Origin of the sequence: Paraburkholderia sediminicola (assembly GCF_046026675.1) — a bacterium.
Taxonomy (GTDB): domain Bacteria; phylum Pseudomonadota; class Gammaproteobacteria; order Burkholderiales; family Burkholderiaceae; genus Paraburkholderia; species Paraburkholderia sediminicola_F.
This window is the reverse complement of record NZ_JAQQEY010000002.1, coordinates 1,233,874-1,249,578: the sequence shown is the minus strand read 5'-3', so window position 1 is coordinate 1,249,578 and position 15,705 is coordinate 1,233,874. Positions and strand designations below refer to the sequence as shown.

Annotated in this window: 9 protein-coding genes and 1 pseudogene; 9 read left to right on the top strand and 1 reads right to left on the bottom strand. The window is 61.7% G+C overall.

What is annotated here, in order from left to right:
• The first annotated feature begins 212 nt into the window (after positions 1-212).
• The 9 genes and pseudogenes from PQQ86_RS25460 to PQQ86_RS25420 form a co-directional block, all read left to right on the top strand.
• Entirely contained in the window at positions 213-920 is a 708-nt protein-coding gene (locus PQQ86_RS25460) for a TetR/AcrR family transcriptional regulator (protein WP_408273208.1), read from the top strand.
• A 183-nt stretch (positions 921-1,103) separates the two neighbouring features.
• Positions 1,104-1,589: a VOC family protein gene (locus tag PQQ86_RS25455; RefSeq protein WP_408233555.1), complete on the top strand. Its 486-nt coding sequence runs from the start codon at positions 1,104-1,106 to the stop codon at positions 1,587-1,589.
• Between the two features lie 2 nt (positions 1,590-1,591).
• Positions 1,592-2,815, top strand: a complete 1,224-nt coding sequence (locus PQQ86_RS25450) for an FAD binding domain-containing protein (protein ID WP_408233558.1) — start codon at positions 1,592-1,594, stop codon at positions 2,813-2,815.
• Between the two features lie 74 nt (positions 2,816-2,889).
• Complete coding sequence (locus PQQ86_RS25445; RefSeq protein WP_408233561.1) at positions 2,890-3,252, top strand: DUF485 domain-containing protein; 363 nt, start codon at positions 2,890-2,892, stop codon at positions 3,250-3,252.
• On the top strand, positions 3,249-4,907 hold the full coding sequence (gene actP / locus PQQ86_RS25440) for a cation/acetate symporter ActP (protein WP_408273205.1): 1,659 nt from the start codon (positions 3,249-3,251) through the stop codon (positions 4,905-4,907). Before PQQ86_RS25445 ends, actP begins: the two co-directional genes overlap by 4 nt.
• 29 nt (positions 4,908-4,936) lie before the next feature.
• Positions 4,937-6,070 (top strand): amidohydrolase family protein, encoded by a 1,134-nt coding sequence (locus PQQ86_RS25435; RefSeq protein ID WP_408273203.1) that lies wholly within the window; start codon positions 4,937-4,939, stop codon positions 6,068-6,070.
• 267 nt (positions 6,071-6,337) lie between these two features.
• Positions 6,338-7,300 carry a LysR family transcriptional regulator gene (locus PQQ86_RS25430; protein WP_408273201.1) on the top strand — a complete coding sequence of 321 codons (963 nt, stop codon included), beginning with the start codon at positions 6,338-6,340 and terminating at the stop codon, positions 7,298-7,300.
• A 192-nt stretch (positions 7,301-7,492) separates the two neighbouring features.
• Positions 7,493-8,407, top strand: coding sequence for a helix-turn-helix domain-containing protein (locus tag PQQ86_RS25425; protein WP_408273199.1), 915 nt, complete (start codon positions 7,493-7,495; stop codon positions 8,405-8,407).
• A 235-nt stretch (positions 8,408-8,642) separates the two neighbouring features.
• Positions 8,643-10,082: pseudogene (locus tag PQQ86_RS25420) on the top strand (ATP-binding protein); the annotation flags it as partial.
• Positions 10,083-10,086: 4 nt separating this feature from the next.
• Here the strand turns inward: PQQ86_RS25420 and PQQ86_RS25415 are convergent.
• Positions 10,087-15,669 (bottom strand): AAA family ATPase, encoded by a 5,583-nt coding sequence (locus PQQ86_RS25415; protein ID WP_408273197.1) that lies wholly within the window; start codon positions 15,667-15,669, stop codon positions 10,087-10,089.
• Positions 15,670-15,705: the final 36 nt, after the last annotated feature.

The window sequence follows — 15,705 nt, the reverse complement described above, 5'->3', positions numbered from 1 at the left end:
TCGCATGCGCGGAAAAATCTGAACGTACCGTTCAAAAAATTTGTACTAAGCGCATCCGACCCGAGCGCGCGCGACATCGCAATCGGCCGTTGCGCGCGCGCCCGACCTGCCCGCGGCACGCTCAGCAGGCGCGGCCGCCGGGCGCCGTCGCCTAGCCAGACCAGGGTAATCTTTGTATGATGCGTTCGAACATCCTGGGTACCGAACACACCATGCCGAGAAAAGTACCAACGGTCGACACTGCATCGAAGAGCGAAGTGCATGAGAACGAGAAGGGCATCACGCGCCGCCTTGCCCCCGAAGTGCGCGAGCGCCAGATCGTGCTGAAGGCCGTCGACCACTTCGCCACACACGGATTCTCCGGCAGCACCCGCGAACTCGCGCGCCAACTCGGCGTGACACAACCGCTTCTCTACCGCTACTTTCCGAGCAAGGAAGCATTGATCGACCGCGTGTACGAAGAGGTCTATCAATGGGACACGAGTTGGGAATGCCTGATCAAGGACCGCTCCGTGCCGATCCAGGAACGGATGGTCAGGTTCTACTCGGCGTACGCCGGCGTGATCCTGCGGCGCGAATGGATCCGGATTTTCATCTTCGCCGGCTTGACGCGCGAAGGCATCAACTCCAAGTATCTGTCGCGGCTGCGCGAACGCGTGTTCCTGCCCGTCATGGCGGAAATCCGCTCGGCTTATGAGCTCCCGGCATCGACCAGCACGAAGCAGCGCGACATCGACCTGGAGCTGATCTGGAGCCTGCACGCCAGCATCTTCTATCTCGGCGTGCGGAAATGGATCTACGGGCTGCCGGTCAGCGACAACGTTGAAGACCACATCGCGCGCCAGGTCGACGCCTTCCTCAATGGCGTGCCTGAAGCGCTCAAGCACGCGCCGAAAGCTCCCAGTAAAACCAAAGCCTGACGCTGGCCGGCACCACAGCCGGCCACTTGCTTCATCGCTCATTGCGCAACGCTCCTTTGCGTTTTCCAGCGAATTTTCCAGGGTAAACACCGTCGTTACGCCGCTTTCTCCTACCGATACATTCGCCTACAATTTATCCATCGATCACTAATCGATCGATAAATAGCATAGTAGGAGTTCCTTATGCCCGTGTCAAAACTTGCGCACTACTCGATCCGCACGATGGATCTCGAGAAATCCTGTCGTTTCTACGAGCGGATTCTCGGCTTCAAGCGGGGCCACCGCCCGCCCTTCGATTTTCCGGGCGCGTGGCTTTACAAGGGCGGTGATGAGGCCGACTTCGGCACCGTCCACATCATTGGCGTCGATCCAGACAATCCCGCCGGGCTCACCGCTTATCTCGGCGACAAGGCACTGCCCGCCAGCGGAACCGGCACGGTCGACCACATCGCGTTTCTCGCGACGGGTGTCGAAGACATGTGGAAAACCTTGCAAGCGGAAGGCGTCGCCTGGCGCGATCGCACGGTGCCGAGCCTCGGTCTGCATCAGGTGTTTATCGAGGACCCGTCCGGCGTGACCATCGAACTGAATTTCCCCGCCGAAGAACTCACCGGTCTGGCCGAAGCCCATCCGGCCATCGATCAGGCACCCATCATCGTAGGAGAGTAAGCATGGCCAATCCTTCCGCACGTTTAAAGGCGATCATCGTCGGTGGCTCGCTGGGCGGCCTGTTTGCGGCCAATCTGCTGGTACGCAACGGCTGGGATGTCGACATCTTCGAGCGCGTTCCTGAAGAACTGGCCGGCCGCGGCGCCGGCATCGTCACCCATCCCGAGTTATTCGACGCCATGACTGCAGCCGGGATCGCAATCGACGACTCGATCGGCGTCAAAGTGCAGTCGCGCGTGACCTTCGCGCAGAGCGGCGCGGTGCTGTCCGAGCGCGAACTGCCGCAGACCCTGACCGCGTGGGGCAAGATGTATCACGTGCTGCGCGCCGCGCTCCCCGATGTCCACTACCATGCCGGCGGAACGGTCGTATCCGTGGAAGACGGAGCCGATCAGGCAAGCGTGTCGCTCAGTGACGGCACCGTGTGGCACGCGGACCTTGTCATTGCGGCGGACGGTTTCAAGTCGGCGATTCGCGAGCGGTTCCTGCCCGACGTGAAGCTTCAGTATGCCGGTTATGTCGCGTGGCGCGGCCTGGTCGACGAAACGTCGCTGTCGCGAGCAACGCGCGAGGCGCTGTTCGACAAGTTCGCCTTCTGCCTGCCACCGCGCGAACAGATTCTCGGTTATCCGGTTGCCGGCCAGGGTAACAGCACGACCCCGGGTGAACGCCGCTACAACTTCGTCTGGTATCGCGCGACGAGCGAAGACGTCCAGTTGCCCAACCTGCTGACCGATGAATCCGGCAAGCGCTGGGTGGGCGGCATTCCGCCAACGCTGATTCGCCGCGAGGTGCTCGCCGACATGGAAGAAGCGGCGCTCACGCTGCTCGCGCCGCAATTCGGCGAGGTGGTGACTAAATCGACGCAACCACTCTTTCAGCCCATCTTCGACCTCGAAGTGCCGCACATGGCGTTCGGCCGGGTGGCCTTGCTGGGTGACGCGGCGTTCGTCGCGCGGCCGCACTGCGGCATGGGCGTCACCAAGGCAGCGAGCGACGCGATGGCGCTCGTCAGCGCGCTGAAGAGCCACGCAGACGTTCAGGAAGCACTTGCGGAGTACAGCCGCGTGCGCACGCAAGTCGGCGCGGCCATCGTCCAGCACGCACGCCATCTCGGCGCTTACATGCAGGCGCAATTGAAAAACGAGGTCGACCGTGAAATGGCCGAGCGCTATCGCACGCCCGATGCGGTGATGCGCGAGACCGCGGTACCCGCACGCTTTTAAATGTTCGTTGTGCCTGCGGCGGGTTCGATCAACTGCGGCGGCACCGATAAGAAGTCGTTTCGAAAGGAGACAAAGTGGAACATGGCGCCCCAACCTATCCGATGAGCGCGCAGCCCGTCGCCAGCGACCCACCGCCCCCCGCAAATCCGCAGCTCGACGATCCGCGTTTTCGCGCACTCGTGCGAACGCGACGCACCTTCTCGTGGACGCTCACGATCCTGATGCTGGCTGTGTATTTTGCCTTCATTCTCACGCTTGCGTTCGCACCGGCGCTGCTCGGCCGGCCAATCGTCGGCGGCTATCCGGCAACGTGGGGGATTCCGGTCGGCTTCGGCATGTTCGTCTTTACGTTCGTACTGGTCGCGGTGTATGTCGCGCGCGCCAATACCACCCAGGACCGCGCCGTGAATGAAATCCGGCAAGGAGCACGAAAATGAAACGCAATCCTCTATGGCATGGCCGGTTGTTGAGCGCGGCACTGATCGGTGCCCTCACCGCCCTGCCCGCCGTCGCCGCCGAAACCGCAGCGCCGGCGCGCTCGCACAATCCGATCGCGATCGGCATGTTCCTGCTGTTCGTCGCCTCGACGCTCTTCATCACCCGCTGGGCGGCAAAAAAGAACCATAGCGTGTCCGACCACTATGCGGCCGGCGGCAAGATCACGGCCCTCCAGAACGGCTGGGCGATCGCCGGCGACTATATGTCCGCCGCTTCGCTGCTCGGCATTTCCGCGCTGGTTTTCACGAGCGGCTATGACGGTCTGATCTATTCGATCGGCTTTCTCGCCAGCTGGCCCATCATTCTCTTCCTGATTGCCGAGCCGCTGCGCAATCTTGGGCGCTATACGCTGGCCGACGTGGTGTCCTATCGACTGCAACAGCGGCCGATCCGCGCCTTCGCCGCCTCGAGCTCGATCGTCATCGTGCTGCTCTATCTCGTCTCCCAGATGGTCGGCGCCGGCAAGCTCGTCGAATTGCTGTTCGGTTTCAACTATACGATCGCGGTCGTCATGGTCGGCGTACTGATGGTGGTGTACGTGTTTTTCGGCGGCATGCTCGCCACGACATGGATTCAGATCATCAAGGCAGCCTTGCTGCTGGCGGGCGCCGCCTTCATGGCGCTCATGGTGCTCAGCCACTTCGGTTTCAGTCTGAATGCCCTCTTCGCGCAGGCGATTCTCGCCCATCCAAAGCATGCCGCGATCATGCGGCCGGGCGGCCTCGTGTCGGACCCGGTTTCCGCCGTCTCGCTCGGCCTGGCGTTGATCTTCGGCACGGCCGGATTGCCGCACATTCTGATGCGCTTTTTCACGGTCGGCGACGCGAAGGCCGCCAGAAAAAGCATTCTGTACGCGACGGGCATTGTCGGCATCGGCTACGCGCTGATCATCATCATCGGCTTCGGCACGATTGCGCTGGTCGCGACCGATCCGCAATACCACACGGCCTCCGGCGCGGTGATTGGCGGCGTGAATATGGTGGCCATCCATCTTGCGCATGCAGTAGGCGGCAACGTGTTTCTCGGCTTCATCTGCGCGGTCGCCTTCTCGACGATTCTCGCCGTCGTCGCGGGTCTGACGCTCGCCGGTTCCTCGGCGGTCTCGCATGATCTGTACGCGAATGTGATTCGCCGCGGCACCGCCACGGACCGCGAAGAACTGCACGTGTCGCGCATCACCACGCTCGTGCTTGGTGTGCTCGCCATTCTGCTGGGCATTGCCTTCGAGAAGCAGAACATCGCGTTCATCGTCAGTCTGACTTTCTCGATTGCGGCCAGCTCGAACTTTCCGGTCCTGCTTCTTTCGATTTACTGGCGCGACCTGACCACGCGCGGCGCGGTGCTCGGCGGCTCGCTCGGGCTGATCACGGCGGTGACCTTGACGGTTCTCAGCCCGACCGTCTGGGTGCAGGTGCTTGGACATGCACATGCGATCTACCCGTACGAATACCCGGCGCTCTTCTCGATGATCGTTGCCTTCGCCGGTGTGTTCTTTTTCTCGATCACCGACCGCTCGCCGCGTGCCGCACGCGAACGTGCGTTGTATGGCAACCAGCTCGTCGACTGCGAGCTCGGCATGGTGAAACAAGGGTAATGCTAAAAGCAGACAAAGGAGACCGATTCATGGATTGTATGTGTTGTGTTTCGCCGAAACGCCGCAAGCTGCTCGGGACGATGGCCGCGCTTGCCGGAGGCCTCGCATCGGCACTGCCGGCGTCAGCCACGGCCACCGGGCCCGCCGCCGGCAGCGTGGTGACCGCAGGCGCAGCGGGCACCGTCAGATCGATCGACATTCACGCTCACTACTATCCGGAGAGCTACTGCGACCTGGTAGGCGGCGAGGGACAGAAATTCGGCGGCAAGTTCATCCGCGACGCCAGCAGCTTCAGCTTCCAGACGCCTGCCGGCGGACTGGGACCGCTGCCGCTCAAGTTCATCAAGATCGACGAGCGGCTCGCGGACATGGATGCATCCGGGGTCGACATGCAGGCGCTGTCTTTAAGCGTACCGATGGCCTACTGGGCAGACCGCGCCTTCAATGCCAGGCTTGCGGCAACGTGGAACACGGCGGCATCCGGCGTGCACCTGCAGTATCCGACTCGCTTCGTGGTGTTGGCGACCCTGCCGATGCTCAACCCGCACGACGCGATCGACGAACTCGAACGCGCGGCGGAGTTGCCGGGTGTCCGCGGTGTCTACATGGGGACCAACATCAACAACCGGGATCTTGACGATCCCTTGTTTGAACCGGTCTTCGCACGCATCGAGCAACTGGATCTGCCGGTGTTTCTGCATCCGCAGCAGACAGTCGGCGGCTCGCGGCTGGGCGACTTCTATCTGAGCAACCTGCTGGGCAATCCGTTCGACACCGCCATCGCCGGTTCGCACCTGATACTCGGCGGCGTGATGGACCGTCATCCGAAGTTGCGCATTACCTTGCCGCACGCCGGTGGCGCGTTGCCGATCCTGATGGGGCGCATCGACGCGGGTTGGACGGTACGTCCGGAAACACGACGGTTGGCGCAAAAGCCGAGCAGCTATCTGCGCCGTTTCAGCTATGACACGGTCTCGCATTCCGGACCGGTGCTGGACTTTCTGATTCAGAACATCGGCATCGACAGACTGGTACTCGGCAGCGACTATTGCTTCGATATGGGTTATGAGCAGCCGGTCAGGTTCCTGGATCGTCTTGAATTGCCGCCGGAGCAAAAGAATCTGATTCTTGGCGGCAATGCGGCGCAACTGCTGAAGATCTGACGCGCATCGCCTTCCACTTCCATGGAGGGCGCTCGCCCGATCCGGCGATCCGGCGGTCCGGCGCTTCCGTAGACATCCTCCCAACCCCTGCTCCACCCTATACATGCGGATGAACGGCGTGAATGCATTGATGAGTGCGACACCCATATGTAGGGATGGCGCGATCTCGTTGCTGATCGTATTGTCTTCACATCAGGCAAGACGTGTTGCCCAGTTCAACCGGATCCAGGCGTCAAGGAGTCAGTGGCTATGGACAGGATTTTCAGCATGCGCGTGTTCTCGCGGGTCGCGGAGACCGGCAACTTCAGCGTGGTTGCCAAACATATGGAATGCAGTGCCGGCAATATTTCTCGCGCGGTGGGGTCGCTCGAGGAGCATCTTCATACACGGTTGCTGCAACGAACGACTCGCCACGTCTCGCTTACCGAATGCGGCGAGCGGTACTACCAGCGCTGCAAGAAGATCCTGGCCGATCTCGACGACGCGGAAGCCGAGGCCAGCGATGCTCACACGCTGCCGCGCGGCAGATTGAGAGTTCACGCCGTGCCCGACATTGGTCTGACGCAGTTGACGTCCACCATCGTCGAATACCGGCAGGCCTTCCCGGCTGTCTCCGTCGATCTGAAACTGCTGCCACGCATGGCGAATCTGGTCGAGGACGAGTTCGATGTGTCGATCGTGTCGGTGTCGGCCTCGGCCCTGCCGGACTCTCGCAATGTGAGCAAGCTCATAGGACGCTGCGAGCGCGCACTGGTCGCGGCTCCGGACTATCTCGCACGGCATCCAATTGCCACGGTGAACGACTTGCCTCAGCACACGCTCATGCACACGAGCTCGAGCTTCGATCCGCCCTCCGGATGGCTCACTGAGATCGCCGGGCATGCCACCGCCGGCGCGGAGCTAGCCGGTCAATTCGTGGTCAACAACATGCAGGCGCTCAGAGTCGCGCTGCTCGCGGGCGCCGGGGTCGGCGCGGTACCCACTTATTCGGTCGTGGACGATATTAAAGAGGGGAAACTCGTTCAGCTATTTCCTGAGTATCCGCTTCAAACAACCAACGTTTTTGTCATGTATCCGTCCCGTCGATTCGTCGACGCGAAGATAAAGACATTCGTTGAATTCCTGACCGTGTCGTTAAAGGAAAAACTCGATCTGCGGATTGAGAATCTGGCGGCCGTCGATGCATCTGATCACTCATCCGAGCAACCCCAAGCAGAGCTGCAAGCCTGATCCTCGCCGCCATCGAAAGCAAGTTGAAGGAAATGAATCATCTGATAGCCGACCCGCCGAACCTGAACGAAAATTAATAAATGACGCCGACATTTCCGAGATAATCGCGCTGCAATGCTGATTATCACCCTCTCCAGCTTTTGGCAAAGCGAACTGGCGCGACTGTAGCGCGACGAACGGAGGTGACGGATCATGTTTAACGGTGCGGAAACGGCCACCGCCACGGTAGCGCGGCAGAAGGACTCGCTCGGTTGTCTTTCGAATCAGTTGCACAAGGACCTGGAACTCAACACGGGTGAATTCACGTTTTATCGCAAATGCAGACGCCAGGAGAAAACCAGTGAAGTGGCAACCCCGGCTTCGGATCGCGGTTTCCTGATCGGCGTTTCGCTGGCGGCGGGCCATCGCAGGCGGATTTTTTCAGGGAACCGGTCTACATCGCACAACTTCGAAAAAGATTCGGTCTACATACGTAATTTTGAAGAAGACTACCGGGCCGACTTGCATGGCGTTTTCGATTTCGTGCTGGTGGAGCTGTCGCGCGCCTTTATCGCCAACGCCTGCCATGAGCGAAACGGCGCGGCCATCGAGGGCTTCTCGTCGCCCGCGGGCCGCAAAGACCCGATCTTCGGCCACCTCGCGCAAGTATTGGCGCTGACACTGGATAGCCAGATTGAGGCAAGCCCACTCTTTGTCGAGCAACTGGGCGTGACGATCGGAACACATCTGCTCGACCAGTATGGCAATGCGCCGGCACCGTCAAACAGGAAAAGCCCGCGGCTCTCGAACCTGCACGAAGCGCGCGCCAAAGACATGCTGCTCGCGAAGACGCAGGGCAACGTTTCGCTGGGTGAGATCGCGAGCGCTTGCAACCTGTCTCGTAGCTACTTCATCCGGGCGTTTCGTGAAACCACGCATCGCACACCGCATCAATGGCTGCTGGAGCGGCGCGTCGATCGCGCGCGCGAGTTGCTCAGGCATTCCGACTCGTCCCTGTCGGACATCGCCATCGCATGCGGTTTCTCCGATCAAAGCCACTTCACGCGAACCTTCTCGCAACTGGTCGGCACACCGCCGGGCACGTGGCGTAGACAGATCGGAATCTGAACCCGCCACCGGCTCTTCGCGGCTCGATCGGAAGGTAGCTCGACCGGGCGAGGGTCACCCCGGCTGCGCCCATAGACTTTCCTACAAAGCATCGCACTAACATGCAAGACACATAAGTCATGGCGCGGTACTTTCGAGCGTGCCAAGCTCCGGCGCCCGCGACTGCCTCCCCCGCGCCGCCAGCACGCAAGATCTTTTCCGTGACTCGCTCACTGCTCCTGAACCTGAAAAAGTCATGATCGAATTAGGCCGCTTTCAGATCGATCTCGAGATGCGCACGCTTCAGCGGGACGGCGAAACCGTTCCGCTCGGGTCCCGCGCTTTCGACATCCTTGCCGCCGTGGCTTCCGCCGATGGTCGTCTCGTCACGAAAGACGAGTTGATGAATATCGTCTGGCCGGACACCATCGTCGAAGAAAACAACATTCAGGTCCATCTGTCCGCACTGCGCAAAGTACTCGGTCAGGACCGGGATCTGATTCTCACCGTGCCCGGGCGCGGGTATCAGCTTCGCCAGCGCCGGAGAAACGTCCTGTCCGACGGAGCCGGCGTACGGGCAGCCGGCATACGGGCAGCCGGCATACGGGCATCCGGCTCGCAGGCGTTGGGTGCTCGCCGTCTGCCGCCACCTAAATCCGGCCTGCTGGGGCGCGACCTCGCGGTCAGGCAAATCCGCGCGCTGCTGGAACAGACACATGTGTTGACGCTGGTGGGCGCCGGCGGCATTGGCAAAACGAGCGTTGCTGTCGAAGCGGCACACCATAGCTCGGCGGACTTTGAGGAGCCCGTCTGTTTTGTCGAACTGGCCCAGTTGACCACCGAGGAGGCCGTACTCCGCGCCATCGTGGAGCGCTGCGGGCTGTCCGTGCCCGATCCGCAAGTCGATGTCGAGCAGGTGGCGGCGGCTCTGGCCCGGCAGCGCAGACTGCTTGTACTCGATAACGCGGAGCATGTGATCGGCATCATGGCGCATATCGTCGAAGCACTGGTTGCCGGCAACGATGCGCTCCGGGTGCTTGTCACAAGCAGAGAACCGCTCCGCATCATGCCCGAGACGGTGTTTCGGATTGAACCGCTGGAAGTGCCGCCGCCTCGCTCCACCGATGCGGACATTCTGCGGTGTTCGGCAGTAGATCTGTTTCTGCGGCGCGCCAATTCATTGCAAGGAAAAGTGGGCAGCGACAGCACGGAACTCCAGCTCGTCGGCGAGATTTGCCGGCGGCTTGACGGCATTCCGCTGGCGATCGAGCTCGCGGCGGCGCGCGTCGTCGCGCTCGGCGTGGAAGGTGTGCATCGCCGGCTGGACGATCGCATGGCGATTCTGGCGGGCGGTTACCGGACCGCGCTGCCGCGCCATCAGACCTTGCGCGCGACGTTCGACTGGAGCTTCGCGATGCTCGATCAGAACGCCCGTTCGCTGTTCCGGCGTCTCGCGGTATTCGGCGACGCCTTTACGTTCGAGGCAATGTGCGCGGTCGTGTGTGATGAGGCGTACACGGTGGCGAACGCGATCGGCAGCATTGGCGAGCTGGTCGCAAAATCACTTGTCGGCGTTGAATTCGAGGGTCCAGTAGCGAAGTACCGCCTGTCCGAATCGACCCGTGCGTATGCGATGGCGAAGCTCCAGGCGGAAGGCGAGCAGGACGACGTCACCGCGCGACATGCGCGCTATCTTCCTGCTACGCGGCAGTCGGCAGCGTGAAAACAAAGATCGTCCCGCGGGGGTAGCCGGGACCGGCGGTCAGCGTCCCGCCGTGCGCTTCAATGATGGATTTGCAAATGGCAAGTCCCATGCCCATGCCGGATTTCTTTGTCGTAAAGAAGGCGTCGAAAATACGCGGCCCGATCTCCTCGCTGATCCCGCCGCCATTGTCCTTCACGGACACGACCACCGATCCCCGATCGTCGACGCGGGATGTGACGCTCAGCAAGCGCTGCTTCGCGTCGAGATGACTCATCGCATCTGCGGCGTTCATGACAAGGTTGAACAGAACCTGCTGCAATTGCACCCGGTCGGCCATCACGGAGCGGCCGGCGGCCAGATCGAGTCGCACGGCAAGACTCCGCTGCTCGACTTCAGCGGCCGCGAGATCGAACACTTCTCGAACCACACCGTCGACCAGGGTAGGAACGAAGCTCGGCTTCGCTTCCTTCGCCAGAGACTGCAGAGCCCTGATGATGTCGCCGGCCCGTTTGCCGTCTTTCACGATATCGCGCAAGCCTCCTAGCGCTTCCGGAATGTCCGGCACGGGACGGTTGAGCCAGCGTACCCCCGCGCTCGCATTCGACACGATCGACGCCAGCGGCTGATTGATTTCGTGTGCGATGGAAGCAGCCAGCTCGCCCATCGTGGTCGCCCGCGACGCTTTCGCCAGCTCGATCTTGGCGTTCTGCAACGCCAGTTCGGTCGTGTGCCGATCCGTGAAATCCGTGACGACGCCAACAAAGTTGCTGACACCCGACGGCTCGCCAAGCACCTCGAGATATTTGACCGCGCCGTCCGGCGTCACGATCCGATACTTCTGCCGGAACGGCGTGCGGTTGTGCGCGGCCCGTGTGACAGCCTCCTGGTAGAGGCCAACGTCTTCCGGATGAATCCGTTCGAGGACCGCCTGGGTGCTCGGGCTCCCCGCCTCGATCGGCAGGCCGAACACGTTATAAAGCTCTTTCGACCAGTAGCGCTCGCCCGTCAATGTGTTCCAGATATAGCTTCCCGAACGACTGATCCGTTGCCCAAGAGAGAGCGCCTCCTCACTCATGCGCAATGCCATTTCCGTTTCCTGGCGCCGCTTGTTTTCCGCCACGAGTTCGGCGTACAGACGGGCTGTTTCAAGTGAAATAGCGGCTTGCGAGGCCAGCATTTCCAGCACCGACGTGCGGCTCGCCGTGAACACGCCCGCGGTCAGGTTATTTTCCAGATAGAGCACGCCAACGACGTTACCCTGTTTGACCAGTGGCAAACAGCACGCGGAACGAACGGAACGGTTCGAAAAGGAAACGTCGAATGAGAACCGCGGATCGCCTTGCGCGTCTTCCACCACGACCGGCTTGCGGGTGCGCAATGCCGTGTGCAACACCGAAGCCGGCACCTCCTCACGCGTCACCTTGTCTTCACCCAGCGTCACCTGAACGCCACCTGGCTCGTCCCGCCCAATCGCCTCGACGACCGGCACATTACCCTTCAACAGGATCAGCATCCCGATTTGCGCACCGGCGTGAACGATGGCGAGCGTGACGAGTGTGTGGATGAGCTTGTCGAGCACGATCTCCTCGGACAGCGCCTGCGACGACTTCAACGCGGACACGAGGTCGAACTGCTGCTGCGCGTCGGGGATTTCGACCGAAGGCCGCGATGTCACAAGCCGTTCGAGCGAAAGCTGGGCAGGACGCTGGGCGCGTTCGAGCTGCCTGACTTTGGCCAGCGCGCCCCAACGCGTGTAACTGTCGATCGCGCGACCGCTGTGATGGCGTGCCGCACTGAACAGACCGTTCGCCTCGGAGCATTCCGACGCGAGTTCGTGAGCCAGCGCGTTGCCGTGGTTGAAGCCGTTTTCCGAGGCCGCCTCGGCAGCCTGCTCGTACAACGACAGCGCCACGAGCGGCGAGCCGCCGAGCCGCGCTTCTTCGGCCTCGACTAACAGGAGCTTGTCCCTGAACGTGGCCGGATTGAGCTGCGCCCAATTGCGCAGTTTCGCCAGATGCGGCTCGATCGCAGCCACCGCGGCGCCTGCATCCTCGCCACCGGACAGCTTCGCCAGAGTCAGCGCCGTGTAGAAGTGATAGTCCAGCAGATGAATATGCGCGGGGGTCGCCCACTTCAGCTCGCCGGCTTCGGCGAGGCAATGCCGTGCGTTCTGATAGTCGCCGTGAAAATAACAGGAGACGCCCTTCAGCAGCCAGATCCAGAAGCGCAGCGTCGCCATCTGGGTATCGAGCACGCCGGCATCGAAGCTCATTCTGCCGTCCGCCACGACGCCGAAATTGCCCGGCAGCCCGGGACCGCCCGTCAAACTATGGACGAAGCGCTTCTGCAGTTCGAGGATCCCTTCTACGTCCTTGAAACGCACACGTCTTGCGAATGACAGCCCAAGGTCGATTTCCTTGTCGACCTGCTCAAGCGGCACCCCAAGAATTAGCAGGTCCGACACGACGTGATTGCACGCGTAGCAGCTCATCGTCAGATCGCCGCTCGGGCCAGCCGACTCGAATGCGGCGCGTGCGCATTCCAGCACATACGAAAGGGGTTGGGTCCAGACCGCAACCTGATCGAGCGCAACCAGCGTGCTGGTGGCCATCGCGTGATAGCCGCGCTCTTCAACCAGCGTTCTTGCCAGGCGGGAGAATTCGAACCCTTGCGCGTACTCGCCGAAAAATTCCGCGACGTACACGCCGAACCACGCGAGGCAATGCGCCGAGGCCGCTGTGATACCGTGGTCAATGGTCAGCTGCACCATATGGCACAGGTTGAGAAAACCAAGCCTTTCGTTCACGAACGATGCGGGCGCGTAGATACTCACCAGCAAATTCAATTCTGATTCGATTGCCGCGTTGCGCAAAGGCGGCAGATCGGCGATCGAGGCGAGGGTTCGCCCTCCAAGCGATTGATTGAGCCGGCGGTAAGCCGCCTCGACATCCGCGGCTTCCGGATAACGCGGCAGATACGTACCGAACAGCTTGATCCCTTCGAGGGCGGTATCGACAGCCGCTTCATAGTCCGACAGATGCTGCTGCATGTCGGCTTTCAGCTTGTAGACCGACGCGCGCGCAATGACCGACAGGTTCTGGTCCAGCAGTTTTTCGATCTGGGTGCCGGCGGCCTCGAAATTCGCATCCAGAATGCGGCATTGCACCCGCAGAATACCGATGTCGTAGCCGAGCGATTGCGAATAGTCTTGTCCACTCGCGTCGAGAAGCTTCCGCCCGACGTCCAGATAGTTCAGCGCGGACTGGATAGCAATCGCTTCTTTGGCGTGACGGGCAGCCTGCAGACAGATTCTGCTGAAGACCGTCGTCTCGTGCGCGTTCAGTTCGCGCAATGCCCCGGCTGCCTGAGCGCGTTCGATATGGTGAGCAATGTCGAACGCCGGCCTCTGCAAGTCGCCGATGTCGAAATCTTCCAGCAGGATGCGCGCGATCCGGGCATGTTCGGCACCGCGCTCCTCCTCGGCAATCAGTGCGTACGCTGCCTCCTGGACCCGGTCGTGCGCAAAGGCGAAGCCCGTGCGGTCCGACACCGTCAGACCCGCCTCCACCGCGGGAAGCAGACGGCGCTCCAATTCCTCGCCGCCGTCAGGATCGATCCGCGCCAGGGTCGCCCTGTCGAGGCGCCGCCCCATTAACGCCAGCAGCCTGAGGACGGCCTGCGCCTCCCCGGGCAGCCTCGTCAAACGCGCAACCATCAGGTCAACGACGTTATCGGAGGACTCGTATTCGCTAATCCGATCGATATCCCATGTCCAGCGGCCGGCCATGCCGTCGTAACAGATCAACTGGTTGTCGGCCAGCGCGAGCAGCAGTTGTTTGATGAAAAAAGGATTGCCGCCCGTCTTCTCGTGAACGACTGCCGCCAACGGATAGACATGCGCGGAGCCGCAATGCAGCGCGTCGGCCAGCAAGGCCGTGACATTCGAGGTATCGAGCGGCGTCACGTCGATCGTGGAGATGCGTGCGCTTGCACTCGGCAACGAATTCAGGAAAGCCTTGAACCTGGGCGACCGGTCGACTTCATTGACGCGATATGCACAGATCAGCAGCACATGCCGGTCCTCGACCGTCGTCAGGAAACAGGCGATGAAATTCAAGGTTGCATCGTCGAACCAGTGAACGTCGTCGAAAAAAAGGATCAGCGGGTGCGCCTCGGTCGCGAAGACGGACAGCAGCCGAGTGATCAGCGCCTGGAAACGGAGCTGCGCTTCCACGGGCGGCAAGTCCGGCACCTCCGGCTGCACGCCGAGCACCAGTTCCAGTTCGGGGATGTAACTGACGAGGAGTTTGCCTTGCGTGCCAACGGCTTCGCGCAGCACGTCCCGCCAGCTGTCCAGCTCGCCATCGCTCTCGCCCAGAATACGCTGGAACAGCGAGCGTATCGCCTGCATCAGCGGCGCGTACGGGGCGTTCTGGCCGTACTGCTCGAACTTTCCCGAGGCGAACAGCGTGGCTGTCTGCGCGGTCGCGCGGTGCACGCTGCGCACGAGTTCGGATTTGCCCGCACCGGAGTATCCGGACACGAAAATCAGTTCCGCCATGGCCTGCCGCGCGTTGCGCCCGAACGCGTCGAGCAGCAGGCTGTATTCATGCGCGCGGCCAAACAGACGATGCGTGACGGCGAGGTTTCTGACGTTGTCCTCCGCGGCCGGTTCGAATGGAACGATATGCTGCATCTCGTTCCAGTCAGCCAGACAACGGCGCAAATCGGCCTCGAGACTCGACGCGCTTTGATAACGTTCCGCGGGGTTTTTGGCCAGCAGTTTCAGGATGATCGAGCCCAGCACAGCGGGAAAGGATCGACGGTGTTGCCGGGGGTTGGCGGGCTGACGCGCTACGTGGTTATAGACCCATTCGACCGCATCCGCCGCCTCGAACGGCAATTGCCCGGTGAGCAGCTCATATAACGTCACACCGAGCGAGTACAGATCGCTTCGCTCGTCGGCATGCCCTTCCGCCCGCCGGGCCTGCTCCGGCGACATATAGGCCAGCGTGCCGTACAAGGTGTCTGGTGATTCGGTCAGCGGATCGCCGACAGGGCTGAAAGCGTCGCGAAAACCCAATAACCGGATCGTGCCGTCACTGCATTCCAGCAGATTGGACGGCTTGAGGTCGCGATGCAGGACACCGCGTGCGTGCGCGAGACGCAGCGCGTGCGCGGCGCCGACCGCAATGCGCAGGAAACGGCCGACCGCAATCATCCCGTTGGCGGGTGGCAGAACCAGCGTGCCGCCGTTGTCTTCGTACACAAGCACCGGCCCCCGCGACAGCCGCACGAGTGCGACCGGCCGCACGGCCCATGTCGACTCGAGCCTGTCGGCCGGTGCGAATTCCTGCTGCAAGCGGCGCAACACCGCGTCCGAGGGCAGATCGGTCGGTACCGCGATCAGCCACGAACGCGCGCCTTCCTGCCACCTCGCGCGATAACGCACGATGTTTCCGTCGACCAGTAGTGCCTCGAGCGCAAGCCGGTCAAACCACGCCTGGTCAAAATGCACGCTTACACCAGAGTCCGGCGACGATCCGCGAACGCCCTCGATGATTGCCGCTGTACTCAATTCTTCTCTCCCGTCCATCCGATCGCCAGCAGTATC